This is a genomic window from Pedobacter humicola (genome assembly GCF_056490705.1).
This window is the reverse complement of sequence record NZ_JBWJIG010000002.1, coordinates 33,559-50,008: the sequence shown is the minus strand read 5'-3', so window position 1 is coordinate 50,008 and position 16,450 is coordinate 33,559. Positions and strand designations below refer to the sequence as shown.

Sequence of the window (16,450 nt, the reverse complement as noted above, 5' to 3'; positions counted from 1 at the left end):
TCTTTTACTAAGATAGGGCAAAATGACGGTTTATGTTCCATGCAAAATACAACAAACTGTATATCAATCAAAATTATAATTTGAACTGAAATTATTATGCTAACATAATTTGTTTAATTCAAAAAAAGAATTTAAGTTTATATAACTAATAATACAAACAACAGAATTAACTAATCACCCAATAACCAAATTAACAATCGTTTATGAGCAGAATTTTTACACAGATCTTCTATGTGTTATTATTTGTGTACGCAGGTAGTATGGCGGCACAGGCACAGAGTATTACGGTGAGCGGAACCGTAAAAGATAAGCAATCGAAAGAAGGACTAGCAGGCGTAAGTTTAACCATCAAAGGCCAGTCTGGCGGTACAGCCTCTACGAGCAATGGTAGTTTTACATTTACAACAACAGCTAAGCTTCCCTTTACATTAGTCGCGTCTTACGTAGGCTATGGTTCGGTAGAGCAGCAGATTACCGGAAGCACTTCAGGTATCAATCTGGAACTGGAAACGGCAGTTGTATTGGGCGGTGATGTGGTGGTTTCGGCATCACGTACACCTGAGCGTATTTTAGAATCGCCTGTTTCCATCGAACGGATGAGCGCAGCCTCTATAAGAGAAATTGCAGCGCCCTCATTTTATGATGCCCTGAACAATATGAAGGGTGTGGAAAGCAGTATGCAGAGTTTAACTTTTAAGTCGATTAATACGCGTGGTTTCAATTCAAATGGTAACACCCGTTTTAACCAATATATTGATGGAATGGATAACCAGGCCCCGGGCCTGAATTTCTCTGTTGGTAATATTGTGGGTATCACCGAACTTGATGTAGACAATGTTGAACTTCTACCTGGTGCATCATCAGCGCTCTACGGTGCAGGTGGTATCAACGGTACTTTATTAATGACTTCAAAAGACCCTTTTAAATATCCTGGTGCAAGCTTTCAATATAAAACAGGTGTAAACCATGTGAACGATGATAATAGCGCTGTTGAACCATTTAATCAATTGGATGTGCGTTTGGCAAAATCATGGAACAATAAATTTGGTGTTAAAGCTGCGTTTTCATTTTTACAGGCCAAAGATTGGTTTGGAAACAATTACACAAATTTCGACAGGGTTTCTAGAAGTGTGAAAGGTGGCGACAGGAGTAGCGATCCAAATTATGATGGTATTAACGTTTATGGAGATGAAGTGAGTCAGAATATGCGGAATGTGGCCTTAAGCGTGCAAAATGCAACCATTGCGGGGATCAATGCAGGTTCTGGGGGATTAATCCCCAATATTAAGGCTTTAATGGACGGGACTTTTGGTGCCGCTATTCCAAATACCGCGCAGCAGGCTGGATTTTTGGCCGGTCTGCCGGCAGGCTTGCGTGCACCCGTACAAAATTACTTTCCTTTTTATGTTGGTCTAAAAGCAGGCCTTATCCCTGATCAGAATGTTTCCAGAACAGGTTATAATGAAGAGAACCTGGTTGATTATGATACCAAGTCGCTAAAAGCTTCAGGAGCATTGTATTACAACATCAGCAATACGGTACAGGTGGTAGGCCAGGCCAATTGGGGTACTGGAACATCAGTTTATACAGGCTCTGACCGTTATTCGTTACGTAACTTTAATATCGGACAGTATAAATTAGAGGTGAAAGGCGAAGATTTCTTTGTGAAAGCCTATACCACTCAGGAGCGTTCGGGCGACTCATATATTTCATCTATTTTGGGTAGTTATGTGAATGAGATATCTAAACCATCAACAACCTGGTTCCCGCAATATATAGGTAATTATGTTGGTGCAAGGGCTGCGGGTCAAAGTGACGCCGCTGCGCAAGCGTTTGCGAGAAGTGTTGCCGATCAGGGGCGTTTTGCACCTGGAAGCCCTCAGTTCGAAGTAGCGAAAGATAAAGTAATGAACACGACCATCAGCGCTACCAGTATCAATTCTGTTGATCCCTCAAAAAGTGTTTATGGCGCTAAATTCGATGATAAATCAAACCTGTATCACTATGAAGGGATGTACAACTTTACCAACCTTTTTGATAAAGTAGTAGAGTTCCAGGTTGGCGCTTCTTACCGTTTGTACGATTTAAATTCGGCTGGAACAATTTTTAACGACCTGACAGAATCTATCGATATTAAAGAATACGGCGCATTTGCACAAATCGGTAAAAAACTCTTTAATGATAAGGTTAAATTTACCTTTGCAGGCCGTTATGATAAAAGCCAGAATTTTGAAGGCAGGTTTACGCCAAGGGTAACCGGTGTGTTTACCGTAGCTAAAAATAACAACATCAGGGTTTCTTACCAAACAGGTTACCGCAATCCGACCACACAAAACCAGTATATCGATCTTTCAGTTGGTGGAGGTTCGCAAAGATTGATAGGGGGGTTGCCGGAAATTATGTTCAGTAAATACCATCTGGATACCAATAAGCCTTATACCGACGTAAGTTACCGTGCATTTTTAGCCTCGGCGGCTGCTACAGGTATACCTAACCCGGCATTATTGCAACAATATACTTTTGATTCAAAAGGTGTTCGCCCCGAAAGCGTACAATCTTATGAGTTAGGGTACAAAGGCTTGCTTCTTCCAAACTTACTGGTAGATGCCTATGGTTATTACAATATCTATAAAGATTTTATCACTGCAGTTGATGTGTACCAAAATGTTGGCGGTAGCTTTGTTAAATTCGGCGTACCCGTAAATGCAGAAGGTAAGGTAACCTCTTATGGTGCGGCTTTAGGCTTAGATTATTTAGTTGGCAAGTATACCATAAGCGGTAACGTTTCTTATAACGAAATCGGCGATCTTCCGGTAAACTACATCAACGATTTCAATACCCCTAAAATCCGCTATAACTTAGGATTTGGAAACAAAGAAATTATCAAAAACTTTGGGTTTAATGTTTCTTACCGCTGGCAGGATCAATTCTACTGGAATTCTTCATTTACCTCTGGTCAGGTACCGGCATACAGCTCTTTGGATGCACAGGTTAGTTTAAGAATCCCTTCGGTACAATCGGTAATTAAACTGGGCGGTTCGAACGTGTTGAATAAATATTATATCACTTCTTACGGTAACCCTATGGCAGGTGCCATCTACTATCTTGGAATTGCCTTTAATCCATAACAGTTTTTATATTCTGCTAAAAGCCCGCTCTGCTTTAAAAAGTAGGGCGGGCTTTTTTGTTGAAGTCAACGCAGATTAGCCACATATCATTTCTGATTTGAGCTAAAAGGATACCATGGTTAGTGTAAAACTTACACTATTAAATGAATCTTTTGTAAAAAAGCTACAGCCCTTTTATAAAATATTTGTATTATAGTACTTTCTTAAGCACATCCCAGTTTAAGAGGTATGAATTTAAAAATTTGAATAAATAAGGATGGAAGCGCAAAACGACAAACCGAATGAGACAAGTGATCTGATTGAAAAAGAGCAGGAAATACAGCATTTAAACAATCCTGTTGATATATCGGTAAAACCAATTGTTAAACAATACCTTGGGGCAGTTAAAAAAGTAAAGAAAGAAGGCAACCGCTTTTATTTTTCAGATGGCGATGCCAGAGTGGAAGTGCGGGTGGTAAGTGATGATATTATCCGTGTACGTTTGGCACCGCATGGCGTTTTTCTGGATGATTTTTCTTATGCCGTGCCCGAAGTAGATCAAAAAGTTTCCGTTTTTAAGATGCAGGAACACGAAGATCACTATGCCATTTCTACCCACGCGGTAACCTGTAAAATAGAAAAAGCAAACTTTCATATTTCTTTCTCCGATAATATTACCAATGTGGTGATGGTAGATGAGGCCAATTCTATGCATTGGGAAGAAAATGTAGATTTTGGCGGCTATTATATTTATGCAACTAAAAAATGTCACCCGGAAGAAAATTTCTTCGGTTTGGGTGATAAATCGGGCAATTTTAACCTGCGTGGCCGCCGTTTCGAAAACTGGAATACCGACGCCTACTCTTTTGGTTGGAACCAGGACCCGCTTTACCGGACTATACCTTTTTACATCGGTTTGCACAATCAGGCCGCTTACGGTATCTTTTTCGATAATACCTTTAAATCGTATTTCGATTTTGGTGGCGAAGATGTAAATAAAACCAGTTTCTGGGCAGATGGGGGCGAACTGCAATATTATTATATTCATGGGCCGCATATTATGGATGTGGTTAAGCGTTATGCAACCTTAACCGGTACACACCCAATGCCGCCAAAATGGACATTGGGTTATCAGCAATGCCGCTGGAGTTATTATCCGGAATCAAAGGTTAAAGAAATAGCCAAACAGTTCAGAGAACGAAAAATCCCTTGCGATGCCATTTATCTGGATATCGATTACATGGACGGCTACCGTTGTTTTACCTGGAATAAAAAATACTTTCCAGATCCGCGGAGAATGATCAAAGAACTTTCAGATGATGGTTTTAAAACAGTAGTGATGATCGATCCCGGAATTAAGGTTGATGATGATTACTGGGTTTTTAAGGAAGGTAAGGAAAAAAGATTTTTCTGTCGCCGCAGCGACGATTATTATATGGAAGGACATGTTTGGCCCGGCCGTTGCCAGTTCCCCGATTTTACCAATCCTAAAGTACGTACCTGGTGGGGTAACCTATACAAAGAATTGGTAGATATGGGCGTAGCAGGTTTTTGGAATGATATGAACGAACCTGCCGTTTTTGGTTCGGGAACATTCCCTAACGATGTTCGCCATAATTATGATGGCTACCGTGGCTCGCACCGTAAAGCACACAATGTTTACGGTATGCAGATGGTAAGGTCAACTTACGAAGGACTGAAAAAGCTAATGCGCAATAAACGCCCGTTTACCATTACCAGAGCTGGTTATGCCGGTATGCAACGTTATGCCAGTGTTTGGACGGGTGATAACATTGCCACATGGGAGCACCTAAAAATCGGAAATATCCAGTGTCAGCGTTTATCGGTTTCAGGTGTGCCTTTCTGTGGGACAGATATTGGAGGATTTAGCGGGGAGCCGGATGGTGAATTATTTACCCGTTGGATCCAATTGGGAACTTTTTCGCCTTTTATGCGTGCACACTCTGCCGGTGATACCGCCGAACGTGAACCCTGGAGCTTTGGCGAATTTTTCGAAGACATCAACCGCAAGTTTATCGAATTGAGATACCGTTTAATGCCTTATCTATATTCTGTATTTTGGGAACATCACCGCTATGGCTTTCCTATTTTACGGCCATTGGTGATGCTGGAACAAGAAAACATCAGCAACAGCTTCCGTCAGGATGAATTTTGTTACGGTGATAAATTATTGATCTGTCCGGTTTTGGAGCAGGGGGCGATATCCAGAAAAGTTTACCTGCCAAAAGGAACCTGGTATAACTTCTGGACCAATGAAATTCTGGATGGCGGTAATGAGTATACCGTTGATGCTAAAATAGACAGCATGCCGATGTTTGTGCGTGCGGGTACCGTTCTGCCAGAATATCCGGTAATGCAATATGTTGATGAAAAATCGATCACTGAAGTAACCTTAAATATCTATCACAGCGATTACGAGGTAAATTCGTACATGTACGAGGATCATGGAGATACCTTTGCTTACGAACAGGATATTTATCTGGAAAAAAAATTCACCGTAAAAGGCGATACACAGGCCATTAAGGTGAACCAACGAAATGAAGGATTGTATACACCTAATTATGAATTTTATGTATGCAATGTAATTGGCGTAAAATTCCAGGTGAAAAAGATCATCATCGATAATAAAGAGGTTACCGATTTCTTTACTGATGATAAAAATATCCTGCATTTTAAATGCAATAAAAACTTTACCGATATACAGATTTTAAGTCTGTAACATTTAGCCCCAAATGCTGTTTAGTGTTTGGGGCTTCATCTATCTAGCCAAAATATCTATGTCAGCAGCAAAAAAAGTTCCTGCAAAAAATGCAGCGTTACCGAAGGTCGATAAAAAGAAATCCGTTTGGGTACACAGTTTATTTACCGATTACGACATTGATCTTTTCCTGGTAGGAAAACATTTTAGGCTGTATGAAAAAATGGGCTCCCACCTGACTGCCATTGAAGGCACAGCAGGGACTTATTTTTCTGTTTGGGCGCCTAATGCCATTAATGTAACGGTGGTCGGTAATTTTAATGACTGGAACAATACTTTACATCCGTTAAATAAACGGTGGGATAAATCGGGTATCTGGGAAGGTTTTATCCCCGGTATTGCAAAAGGCGAGGTGTATAAATATTTTGTTAAAGGTTTTGATGAATCAGAACATTTAAAAGGCGACCCCTACGCCAGACGCTGGGAGCACCCACCGCAGACAGCCTGTATTGTTTGGGATACCGACTATACCTGGAAGGATAAAGCCTGGCTTAATAAAAGGGCTAAGATCAATGCTTTGGACCAGCCTATATCGGTTTACGAAATACATTTAGGTTCCTGGGAACGCGATCCGGATAATCCGGAACGGGTTTTAAACTGCAGGGAAATAGCCAGCAGGCTTGTGCCTTATGTTAAAGAAATGGGTTTTACGCACGTAGAACTCATGCCGGTTATGGAATTTCCATATTTCCCCAGTTGGGGCTACCAGATTACAGGCTATTTTGGCGCAAGTTCGCGTTATGGTTCGCCACAGGATTTAATGTACCTGATCGACGAACTTCATAAAGCAGGTATCGCGGTAATATTAGATTGGGTTCCTTCGCACTTTCCTGGCGACAGGCATGGTTTATATGAATTTGATGGCACGCATCTGTATGAACACGCCGATATGAAAAAGGGATTTCATCCGGATTGGAAATCATATATTTTCAATTACGATAGAAACGAAGTGCGTTCGTTCCTGATCAGCAATGCCTTATTCTGGATTGATCAGTACCATGCAGATGGATTAAGGGTAGATGCGGTGGCATCTATGTTATATTTTAATTTCTCCAGAGCAGATGGGGATGCGGCTACCAACGAATATGGCGGAAGTGAAAACTTTGGTGCGATCCGGTTTTTGCAGGACCTCAATGTTGCCGTATACGGGAATTATGATGGCGTACAGACCATTGCCGAAGAAAGCAGTACTTATCCTGGTGTAACTCATCCGGTACATGCTGGTGGGCTGGGTTTTGGAATGAAATGGATGATGGGTTGGATGAACGACACGCTGAAATACTTCAAAGTAGAAACCCTTGGACGGAAACACCATCACCATCAGCTCAGTTTTAGCATGACTTACGCCTTTACCGAAAATTTCATGTTGCCTTTTTCGCATGATGAAGTGGTGCATGGTAAATCGCCAATGTTATATAAAATGCCGGGAGATGATTGGCAGAAATTTGCAAACCTGAGGGCACTTTATGGTTATATGTTTACTCATCCAGGGGCAAAACTCTTATTTATGGGAAACGAGTTTGGCGAAACCAATGAGTGGAATTTTACACAGTCGCTAGATTGGCACTTGTTGCAATATCCGCCGCACAAAGGCATGCAAGAAACGGTTAAGGCCTTAAATTTCCTGTATAGAAAAGAGCCTGCACTGTATCATTTCAATTTTAGTTACGAAGGTTTCCAATGGTTGGATGCCGATAATACAAACGAATCTGTCTTCACATTTATGCGCAAAGGACCAAAAGCAAAAGATACTCTGGTGATTGCCATAAACTTAACACCTGTAGTTCGTGAGAATTATAAAATAGGCGTTCCCTTTAAAACCAAATGGACAGAAATATTTAATACCGATGATATCGTGTTTTATGGCGGTGGAATTAATAACAGGGGGGATATTGTTCCAAATCTGGAAGGTTATAACGGACAGGAATATTCCGTAATTGTCGATCTACCTCCTTTGGCAGTGATTATACTTAAAAGTAAATAAGCATCATATTCAGTTTATATCACGCCAATACCGCATATGAAAGCAGGGTTTTGGCGTGACATAGATTTTATAATACGCCAGCATCAAACTGGAACAAGAAAATCATTGTTCTTAACAATGATTACAACTTATGGTGTAACAAATGGAGAAAGCTGCCCCGGTTTGCTACAAAAAGAAATTACAATGGACATGTTGTTTGAATATTGACCGGACTGATCTCAGTTGGTTTCAAATAAGAAAAGCCTCTCATTGCTGAAAGGCTTTCTTAAACTCTGGAGTGGAAGCTTCCAGAGAGGGTGCAAAGATACAATAAGTCTTTTCTCCTACAAGAATTATTTCATAAAAATTAGGATGGTCTCTCCACGGTCAAATTATCTTATTGACAGCTACATCAAATTGATCCCATTTTCTCATGTTACCACGAGCTGTAATTTTTTTTTGGACTCATGATTATAGCTTAAATAAACTGGGCAGTTATGATTATGGTTCGCATGAAATATCTGTTGGTTATTATCTGCAGACGGCGAAAAGCCGCAGGCCAAAGTGCTATTTTTAAGGATATTCCTCATATGTTTGCTTTTATAGAAACTCTATTTGGGCAATAATAAGTTTGTGTGTAGCATTAATAATGCTTATAAATGAATAAAGTGAACGCCTAAGTTCTCTTTTTGCATCACCGCTTAATCATAGAAACAGATCAATTTTTTTTATAATCCCCGTTATTTGTATCCACAGGCATTTTTTTTAATCCCAAAGTAGTTTTACAGTTTGAGCCACATATCCTGAAGCATTTTCTATCATACTCCATCCAGTTGTTTGATTATTAGTGTGTTCCCTAAACAAATTGCAGTTGCTCATGTTGAAGCTATAATATCAAAATTTCCATGCAAGTGTCACTCAGTCGCAACATTAATCCAAATCAGGATGCCAATCTTAAAACCTGGCTTTCCGATCAGGGGATTTTATCCAACAAGCTGCGCGCTAAGGATGCAGCGGCATTTAAAGTATTATACCACCAATATGCTGCCGCCATCTTTGGATGTATCATCAGGAGTGTAAAAGACCAGGAAAAAGCAAGGTCTATCTTGGAGCAAACATTTTGTGAGGTTTGGCAATCATTTCCAGAATATAATGAAACTAATGTCAGTATGTTTACATGGATACATCGGATCGCCTCACGAAAGATTAGGAATTTCGCTTTATAGCAGTATTTTATTCGCATAATTGGCCCAATCATCGACTTTATTTTTATGTTTCAATTGAATTTGCTATAATTAAGGGTCTAAAGTCTATCCCTATTTGTGTATGCTCGAATCCCGCAAGGTATTTTTAGTTAATGCTGTGTTAAATTATTTCAGCAGTTTAAGCCCCATAACACCGGGTTTTATCCAGGAAATTGAGAAAAATGTACAAGCGCTCTTAATCAAAAAGAACAAGTACATTTTATCGCCTATTGATAACAATGATTGTGTTTTTTTTGTAGTATCGGGCCTGGTAAGAGGTTTTATTAAGGAAGATGATAAAGAAATTACAACCTGGATTAGTTTGGGGGGCGAATTTATTGGCGCTATCCAACATCCTGATGCGAGTATCGAACCATCCATCGAATATTTGCAGGCACTGGACAATTCGGAGCTAGTGACCATTCCTCACATTTTAATCGATAAACTTTACGCAAGCTACCCCGAAACAAATGTTATTGGAAGGAAGATTCTGGCACTTCAGTATCATGCCGCATCAGAAAGATCAATACTCGCACGGATTCCTTCAGCAGAAAAACGTTATGAAAAATTCCTCGAACTAAATTCACTTCATGTATCTAAAGTGCCTTTACGTTGTATCGCAAGTTACCTGGGGATGCGTTTGGAAACCCTCAGCCGGATCCGTAGTAAACTGGTTAAAGAACTGGCCTAAAATTTCTTATTGTATGGTATGACATTAAATTTTGTTATATTTAAATGTGGAAATATTTTTAAGCTTATTATTTATGGCGCTGAGCATTCCCTGGAAAAAGATAGGGAAATGGCTGGAGCTTGAAAAATAACATATCTGGGTATGAACGAGACGCTCTGGAATAGCGTGAAGCAATTTGACCTCGATCTATCATCGGGAGCATACCCCTTTTCCATCAGGTTGGCCAATGAAAACCGCTGGACGGAAGACTTTACAGAAAAAGCGATTCTGGAGTATAAAAAGTTTATGTATCTGGCAGCGGTTTCTGATGTGATGGTATCACCATCCGCGATTGTTGATGTAGTTTGGCATCAACACCTCATTTTCTCGGAATCTTACCAGGATTTTTGCAGCTTGTTGGGGAAAGCAATTCAGCATGTTCCCTCTACACATCATAAAACACAGTTCGAGCAGTTTAATAGGGCTGCAGAGCAAACGGAGAAACTCTATGTTGATTATTTTGGGCAACAGCCCGAAAGCATTTGGAAATATGATACAATGCTTGGCAGTTTAGCGCTTGAGCCAGCTAAACTTAATACCGGTTTTTTTACACTTTATGGCGTTCTTGTTTTCATTCTGCTCATTTTTCCGTTTTATTATTTGCTCAAACCGCTTTACGTGCATCTCGATAATCCTTATTTTATTCTGGGTTTCATCGGATTGGCACTTCCGTTATATGTGATCTTGAACCTGTACAATAAGAATAAAATCAAACAGATTTTCAATGCTTTTAGCAGGGATTCATTTGTTTATCACCTGAAACCTTTTGAGCTGGTTTATCTCAAAAGCGGCCGGCTGTCGGATGTGATCAGTGGCTCGGTGAATGAACTGATTGATAACGGAACCTTAGAGATAAGCGGGCAAATGATCTCCGTTTCCAGGGATATTCAGGTTGAATCTGTGGAGCATGCGCAAATTGTCGCGGTTTTGCAGGATTCAGGCAGCGTATCCTATCCACAATTGTTGAAGATATTAGGCTCGAAACCTGTGTTCAGAAATGCAAGCAATAGCTTAGATACTTTTAAATACCATTTTACGCAATCTAAAGTATTCGGGAAATTGTTTTATAACAGTTTTTTAGTTTTTGCTCTGTTATTAATGCTTCCGCTGATCAGGCTAATCACAGGGATTATGAGGGATAAACCCGTGACACAAATTGTTATCATATTTGTGTTTTTACTTTTTTTTATATTTTCCTATCTGCGCAAACTCAGCTCAAAATTAAGCACGGTAGCCATTCCCGGTTGGTATGAAAATAATATTCAGTATAAACGCAAAGCAGAAGAAGATTGGCAATGGAGTTATTTTTTATACGGCGCGGCGGTTTTGACACCGGTTTTGATTCCATTTGTAAATTATGGTAGAAACGGATGGGCAGCAGATGGTGCTAGCGGTGATAGTGGGAGTGGGGGCAGTTCATGCGGTTCATCCTGTGGAAGTTCGTGCGGAAGCTGTGGCGGTTGCGGCGGAGATTAACATTTTTAATTCCAAAATCGAAATCTTCATCAAATCTTAATCTTTCTTTAGTAATATTGTCCTCTATAAGGGGTGAGAGCCTTATATCAACTTCATAGTTGAGAGCGTTAATTTAGATAGAGGGTGTAGCCGGCGGCTACATCCTTTTTTTTGCTAAAATCAATAATTCAGATGACCGGTAGTGATTGATATCGTCATCAGAATATTTTTCGTTTTTGGAAATGAAGGTGCTTTAGTTCATCAGTTAGTGAAGGCAGGTTTATCAATAACGGTCAATGTTTGATGGCTTAATAAAAATCTGAGTGAAATAATAAAAGTTTTGTGCTATTCTTTGATTATATTATCTTCATCAAATGAAAAACGTCTCTCTGCTTCTTATCTCTCTCATTGTCGGTTCTTGCACAGGTAGTTATGCCCAGACGAAAAAGGTACTCAGCAAGCCCGTTGCCTCCGAAAATAGCTTGCCTGTTTACAAAAAGGGAATGTCTGCATTATACAAGTATTTATCGGCAGAAGTATCACCCATGATAAACAAGGAGAGCTTTCTGAATAGTTCATATCCCCCAACACGCTTAAATATAGATTTATATATAGATGAAAAGAGCAAAGTAGCCGATGTGGGGTTTCCTGAAGCAACGCTATCTGAAGCCGGTGAGACGAAGATAAAAGCCAAGCTGTTGACTATGAAAGGTTGGATAGCTCCAGTTGTTGCCGGTAAGCCTGTTAAAAGTATTTTTCATTATCATATTCAGTGTATTTTATGGCAATGAGAAGTTTTACCGCTTAAATAACGGCTTGTTGTGTATGCTAACCAAAATGATTTATTAATGGATTTTTTATATACTGCCAGAGGAACTTACGATAAAAATTATGATCAGGATGGAATGTCGTGGGCTAAATACATCGAATGGGCCAGGTTGCCTCATTTAACGGAACTTGTTTCGCTGGATGGAATGTTAAATGAAGTTTTAGTAGAGCCTGATTACAACAATGGAACAGATTGGGATTTTATTCATGTTGTAGAATTATATCAGACCAATTTTTTCACAACAGTCGATTATGTTCTCAAAAGGATGGAACCTCAAAATAAATTTAATCTTTTGACAGTGGTTGTGGAGCCAGATCAGGACTGTAAAAATATTTTGATTGAGGGATATGAATTTGTAGGTTACGAATTATTGGATCAGGACTTTGCTATCAGTGCGTTAAGCAATTGTGGGGGCTTTGATGAAACATTTCTTCCAGCAGATTTAAACGAAAAGGGGCTTATCGGTGACTTCAAAAAGGCCTATGATGTAAAAAAGCTTCTTTTAGAAAATAATCCTGAAGAACACCATGCAAATACCAATGTGATTGCTGTTTGGCGGCACAAAACAATTGGGCGATAACAGAATAGATGAAAATACAGATTATAAGCGATTTACATCAGGAGTTTGGCGTTTCGGAGTTGAGTTTCAGAAATGCAGATCTCGTTATTTTAGCAGGCGACATCAATCTTGGAACAAAAGGCATCGAATGGATTAAGGAAAATGTTCCGGATAAACCTGTGATTTATGTTTTGGGCAACCACGAATATTACAAAGGAACTTATCCCAATACGTTCCATAAAATAATGCAAGCCTCAAGAGGTTCAAATGTTTGCGTGTTAGAGAATGATCATATTGATTTCGGGGGAATCAGGTTTCACGGCGCAACTTTGTGGACAGACTTTTCCCTGTTCGGAAATCCTGTAGAATACGGTATCATCTGCCAGGCTAAAATGAATGATTACAAATTGATCAGAAGAGATCCGTCCTATTCAAAATTAAGGACAATCGATACCTATAAAATCCATCAGATTTCTAAAAGATGGCTCGGGAAAAGCCTTGAAGAATCAAAAGCATATAAAAATGTTGTGATTAGTCATCATGCGCCAAGCATAAAGTCTATCCCGCAGGAATATCAAAATGATCCTGTCGCTTCAGCTTACGCATCAGATCTTGAAGAAGTTATCCTCAAATACAAACCTGCTTATTGGGTGCATGGCCATATTCATACTCCGGTTAGGTATAGGGTCGATGAAACGGAAATTATCTGTAATCCACACGGCTATATAAATGAAAAATACAATGGTTATAATAAAGAATTGATCATTGAAGTATAGAATTAAACTCAGCTATATAGCTATGATATAATTAATTGTAATGAAGTATTTAATGAATAAAATTGAAGGATTATTAGACAAAAGTGATTATGAAGGTTATTGGGATTTTATAAATTATTGTATTGATGGTTATTGGTTGGATGAAAAAATCGATGAGTTATATCCTGACAATATGTATAAAGGGCTTATTCCGACACTTGTATATTGGATGGAGATTGAAGCAGAAAAAACTGTGGTTTGGAAACGGATACTGCCTGAAGAAAACCAAACGGCTATTTGTCCAATTTTAATGTGTCCTGATGATAATGATTTTTCTTGTACGTTAATTGTAGCAGAAATTAAAAATTGTGGTCATGTTATACAGTGGAAAAGATTGGGCATAGACCAAACAAAGGAATGGGAAGCCGATAAGGTTGGTACTAGTGTTGAATGGTTTGATAAAATGGAAGAATTGAACTTTTATCGCGAAGATTACCTGTTAATGCTCCATTATTTTGAGAACAGATTGTTATATGATGAAATAAGAATTAAGGAATGGCTGAAAAGTAAACCTTAATTCAATTTGCCCTAAAATAAGAAAAGAGACAATCTATCCAGACTTGTCTCTTTTTTCTAACCAAATATAAACCTGTTATGAGCCAGGCTTTGTCTTTAATCTTCCATCTAAACCGGAGTTTCTCAGGAAAATGATTTATCTTTTTTAATGGTAGTAAACATCGTTCCGTTTATTACTCTACAAATATAGTAAAAAATTTGATAGTGTAAAAAATACACTAAGAAAAATTTAAGTATTTTTTTTGTCATTTTTTATTTACTGATCTTTTTCTGGAAGATTTCGGTATTTAAAACGACTGTATTGCAAATATAGCTCAAAAATATGTTAAGGAATTGTTAAATATTGTCAATTTATAATATGATATAGTCAAATGGTATCAAATTTTTGTTTTAAAATCGCTTTTATCAATTTTTTATAGCCTTTTTTGGATTTTTTATGATATAAGTGATGATTTGACAAGTGATATCGCGATCTAAAATATTTTTTTATATAAAATTAAAATATATTTTACTGGTGAAAAACATGTTTAAAACAAAAAGGCAACATTAATCGAATAATGTTGCCTTTTATGTGGTTTAAAAACCGCTATATGCTGTTTTTTCTTATAAACTTGCGTAGTATTCTACGAATTTAGCCAGTGCAGAAGAATATCCCCATTCGTTATCGTACCAAGATACCACTTTAACGAAATTATCATTCAATGATATACCTGCTTTTGCATCAAAAATAGAAGCGTGGTCATCACCGATAAAGTCAGAAGAAACAACTTCATCTTCAGTATAAGCCAACACACCTTTTAATTCACCTTCTGAAGCTGCTTTCATCGCTGCTTTAATTTGCTCATAAGTAGCTGGTTTTTCCAAACGTGCAGTTAAATCCACTACCGAAACATCAGCAACAGGAACACGGAATGACATACCGGTTAATTTACCTTTTAATTCAGGTAAAACCATACCTACTGCTTTAGCAGCACCTGTAGAAGAAGGGATGATGTTAGAGAAACCACCGCGGCCACCTCTCCAGTCTTTAGCCGACGGGCCATCAACTGTTTTTTGCGTTGCAGTTACTGCGTGGATTGTGCTCATTAAACCTTCAACAATACCAAAGTTATCGTTTAAAACCTTAGCAATCGGTGCTAAACAGTTAGTAGTACATGATGCATTAGAAACGATAGTCTGATCTGCCGTTAATTTATGGTGGTTAACGCCCATTACATAGGTAGGGATATCACCATCTTTAGCTGGAGCTGAGAAAACTACTTTTTTAGCACCGGCAGCGATGTGTTTTTCAGCATCAGCACGGGTTAAGAATAAACCTGTTGATTCGATTACCACTTCAACACCTACAGCATCCCATTTTAAATCTGCAGGATTTCTTTCTGCAGTTACCCGGATTGTTTTGCCATTTACCACTAAGTTACCATCAACAACTTCGATAGTACCATCAAATTTACCGTGGGTAGTATCATATTTTAACATGTATGCCATATAATCTGGCTCGATCAAATCGTTGATCGCTACAATATCCAATCCTCTTTTTAATGCGGCTCTGAAAACTAAGCGGCCGATACGGCCAAAGCCGTTTATTCCAATTTTGCTCATTGTTTTGTTAATTAATGTAATGTTTTAATAAATTTTGTATTGGTTCTTTAATAATGCTTTTAATTTTTATGCCATACCTGTCGGCTACCAGCCTTAAACGGTCTTCGAGCTCTGCAGCTACTTTACCCACAATATGGATGTCGCGGTCGTTATGTTTTTCTGCCAGGGGCAAAACGTAGGTTTCTATATATTTTTCAAATCCTTCATCAATCAGCTTGCGGATATACTCGTGTTTGCTGTTTTGGGTAATAAAATCAAAAAACGAGGTTAGAAATATATTGGCCTGTGGCTTATTATAAATGCGTTCTAATATTTGAGGGCGATCAAGATTGTGCGTTAGTGTAAACTTGGTTTCAATATCTTTAGGCATTTTAAGACTTAAAAATTCTTTAAGCAGTATTTTTCCAAAGTAATTTGAAGAACCTTCGTCGCCTAATATATAACCTAATCCAAAGTTATTGTTTACTGGTTTTTTTCCATCAAAGTAGGCACAATGTGCACCGCTGCCCAACATCCCAACAATACCAGGCTGATCGTAACACGCAGCTTTGGCGGCACCGAATAAATCATTTTCCACTACAATTTTGCTGTATTTAAAAAATGATGCAAGGGTTTTTGCCAATTCTTCCTTTCGGTCTGCAGAGGATGCTCCGGCTGCAAAGAAATAGATTTTTTTTATATTTTCAGCATTGTTTACCAGCGCAACTTTTTTGTTTAAAATCTGTAAGATCGTTTTCGGATCAACAAAGCAGGGGTTTAAGCCAGTAGTATTGCAATGTGCCACTACTTGTCCATTTTGGGTTATTTTCCAGAATGCTGTCTTCGATCCGCTATAAACAACTGCTACCATA

General features: G+C 38.7%; 12 protein-coding genes. 10 read left to right on the top strand and 2 right to left on the bottom strand.

The features are described from left to right. The first annotated feature begins 203 nt into the window (after positions 1-203). The 10 genes from AC04Q1_RS03780 to AC04Q1_RS03735 all read left to right on the top strand — a co-directional run bounded on the left by AC04Q1_RS03780 (position 204) and on the right by AC04Q1_RS03735 (position 13,998). The gene (locus AC04Q1_RS03780; protein WP_478361956.1) at positions 204-3,128 is read left to right on the top strand and encodes a TonB-dependent receptor domain-containing protein; all 2,925 of its coding nucleotides are present in this window, start codon (positions 204-206) and stop codon (positions 3,126-3,128) included. 256 nt (positions 3,129-3,384) lie between these two features. Beyond that, positions 3,385-5,847: a glycoside hydrolase family 31 protein gene (locus tag AC04Q1_RS03775; protein ID WP_478361954.1), complete on the top strand. Its 2,463-nt coding sequence runs from the start codon at positions 3,385-3,387 to the stop codon at positions 5,845-5,847. 58 nt (positions 5,848-5,905) lie between these two features. Then, positions 5,906-7,870, top strand: coding sequence for a 1,4-alpha-glucan branching protein GlgB (gene glgB / locus AC04Q1_RS03770; protein WP_478361952.1), 1,965 nt, complete (start codon positions 5,906-5,908; stop codon positions 7,868-7,870). Positions 7,871-8,754: 884 nt separating this feature from the next. Further along, positions 8,755-9,075, top strand: a complete 321-nt coding sequence (locus AC04Q1_RS03765; protein WP_478361950.1) for an RNA polymerase sigma factor — start codon at positions 8,755-8,757, stop codon at positions 9,073-9,075. A gap of 100 nt (positions 9,076-9,175) precedes the next feature. Next, complete coding sequence (locus AC04Q1_RS03760) at positions 9,176-9,784, top strand: Crp/Fnr family transcriptional regulator (RefSeq protein ID WP_478361948.1); 609 nt, start codon at positions 9,176-9,178, stop codon at positions 9,782-9,784. Between the two features lie 141 nt (positions 9,785-9,925). Then, positions 9,926-11,299, top strand: a complete 1,374-nt coding sequence (locus AC04Q1_RS03755; protein ID WP_478361946.1) for a glycine-rich domain-containing protein — start codon at positions 9,926-9,928, stop codon at positions 11,297-11,299. 353 nt (positions 11,300-11,652) lie between these two features. Further along, on the top strand, positions 11,653-12,069 hold the full coding sequence (locus AC04Q1_RS03750; protein WP_478361944.1) for a hypothetical protein: 417 nt from the start codon (positions 11,653-11,655) through the stop codon (positions 12,067-12,069). Between the two features lie 57 nt (positions 12,070-12,126). After that, on the top strand, positions 12,127-12,687 hold the full coding sequence (locus AC04Q1_RS03745) for a hypothetical protein (protein ID WP_478361943.1): 561 nt from the start codon (positions 12,127-12,129) through the stop codon (positions 12,685-12,687). 8 nt (positions 12,688-12,695) lie between these two features. Further along, positions 12,696-13,442, top strand: coding sequence for a metallophosphoesterase (locus AC04Q1_RS03740; RefSeq protein WP_478361941.1), 747 nt, complete (start codon positions 12,696-12,698; stop codon positions 13,440-13,442). 52 nt (positions 13,443-13,494) lie between these two features. Then, positions 13,495-13,998, top strand: coding sequence for a hypothetical protein (locus AC04Q1_RS03735; protein ID WP_478361939.1), 504 nt, complete (start codon positions 13,495-13,497; stop codon positions 13,996-13,998). Positions 13,999-14,600: 602 nt separating this feature from the next. Here the strand turns inward: AC04Q1_RS03735 and gap are convergent. Then, the gene (gene gap / locus AC04Q1_RS03730; RefSeq protein ID WP_029280245.1) at positions 14,601-15,599 is read right to left on the bottom strand and encodes a type I glyceraldehyde-3-phosphate dehydrogenase; all 999 of its coding nucleotides are present in this window, start codon (positions 15,597-15,599) and stop codon (positions 14,601-14,603) included. A gap of 7 nt (positions 15,600-15,606) precedes the next feature. Continuing rightward, a complete protein-coding gene (locus AC04Q1_RS03725) occupies positions 15,607-16,449 on the bottom strand; it encodes a hypothetical protein (RefSeq protein ID WP_478361937.1) in 843 nt (280 codons plus the stop codon). Position 16,450: the final 1 nt, after the last annotated feature.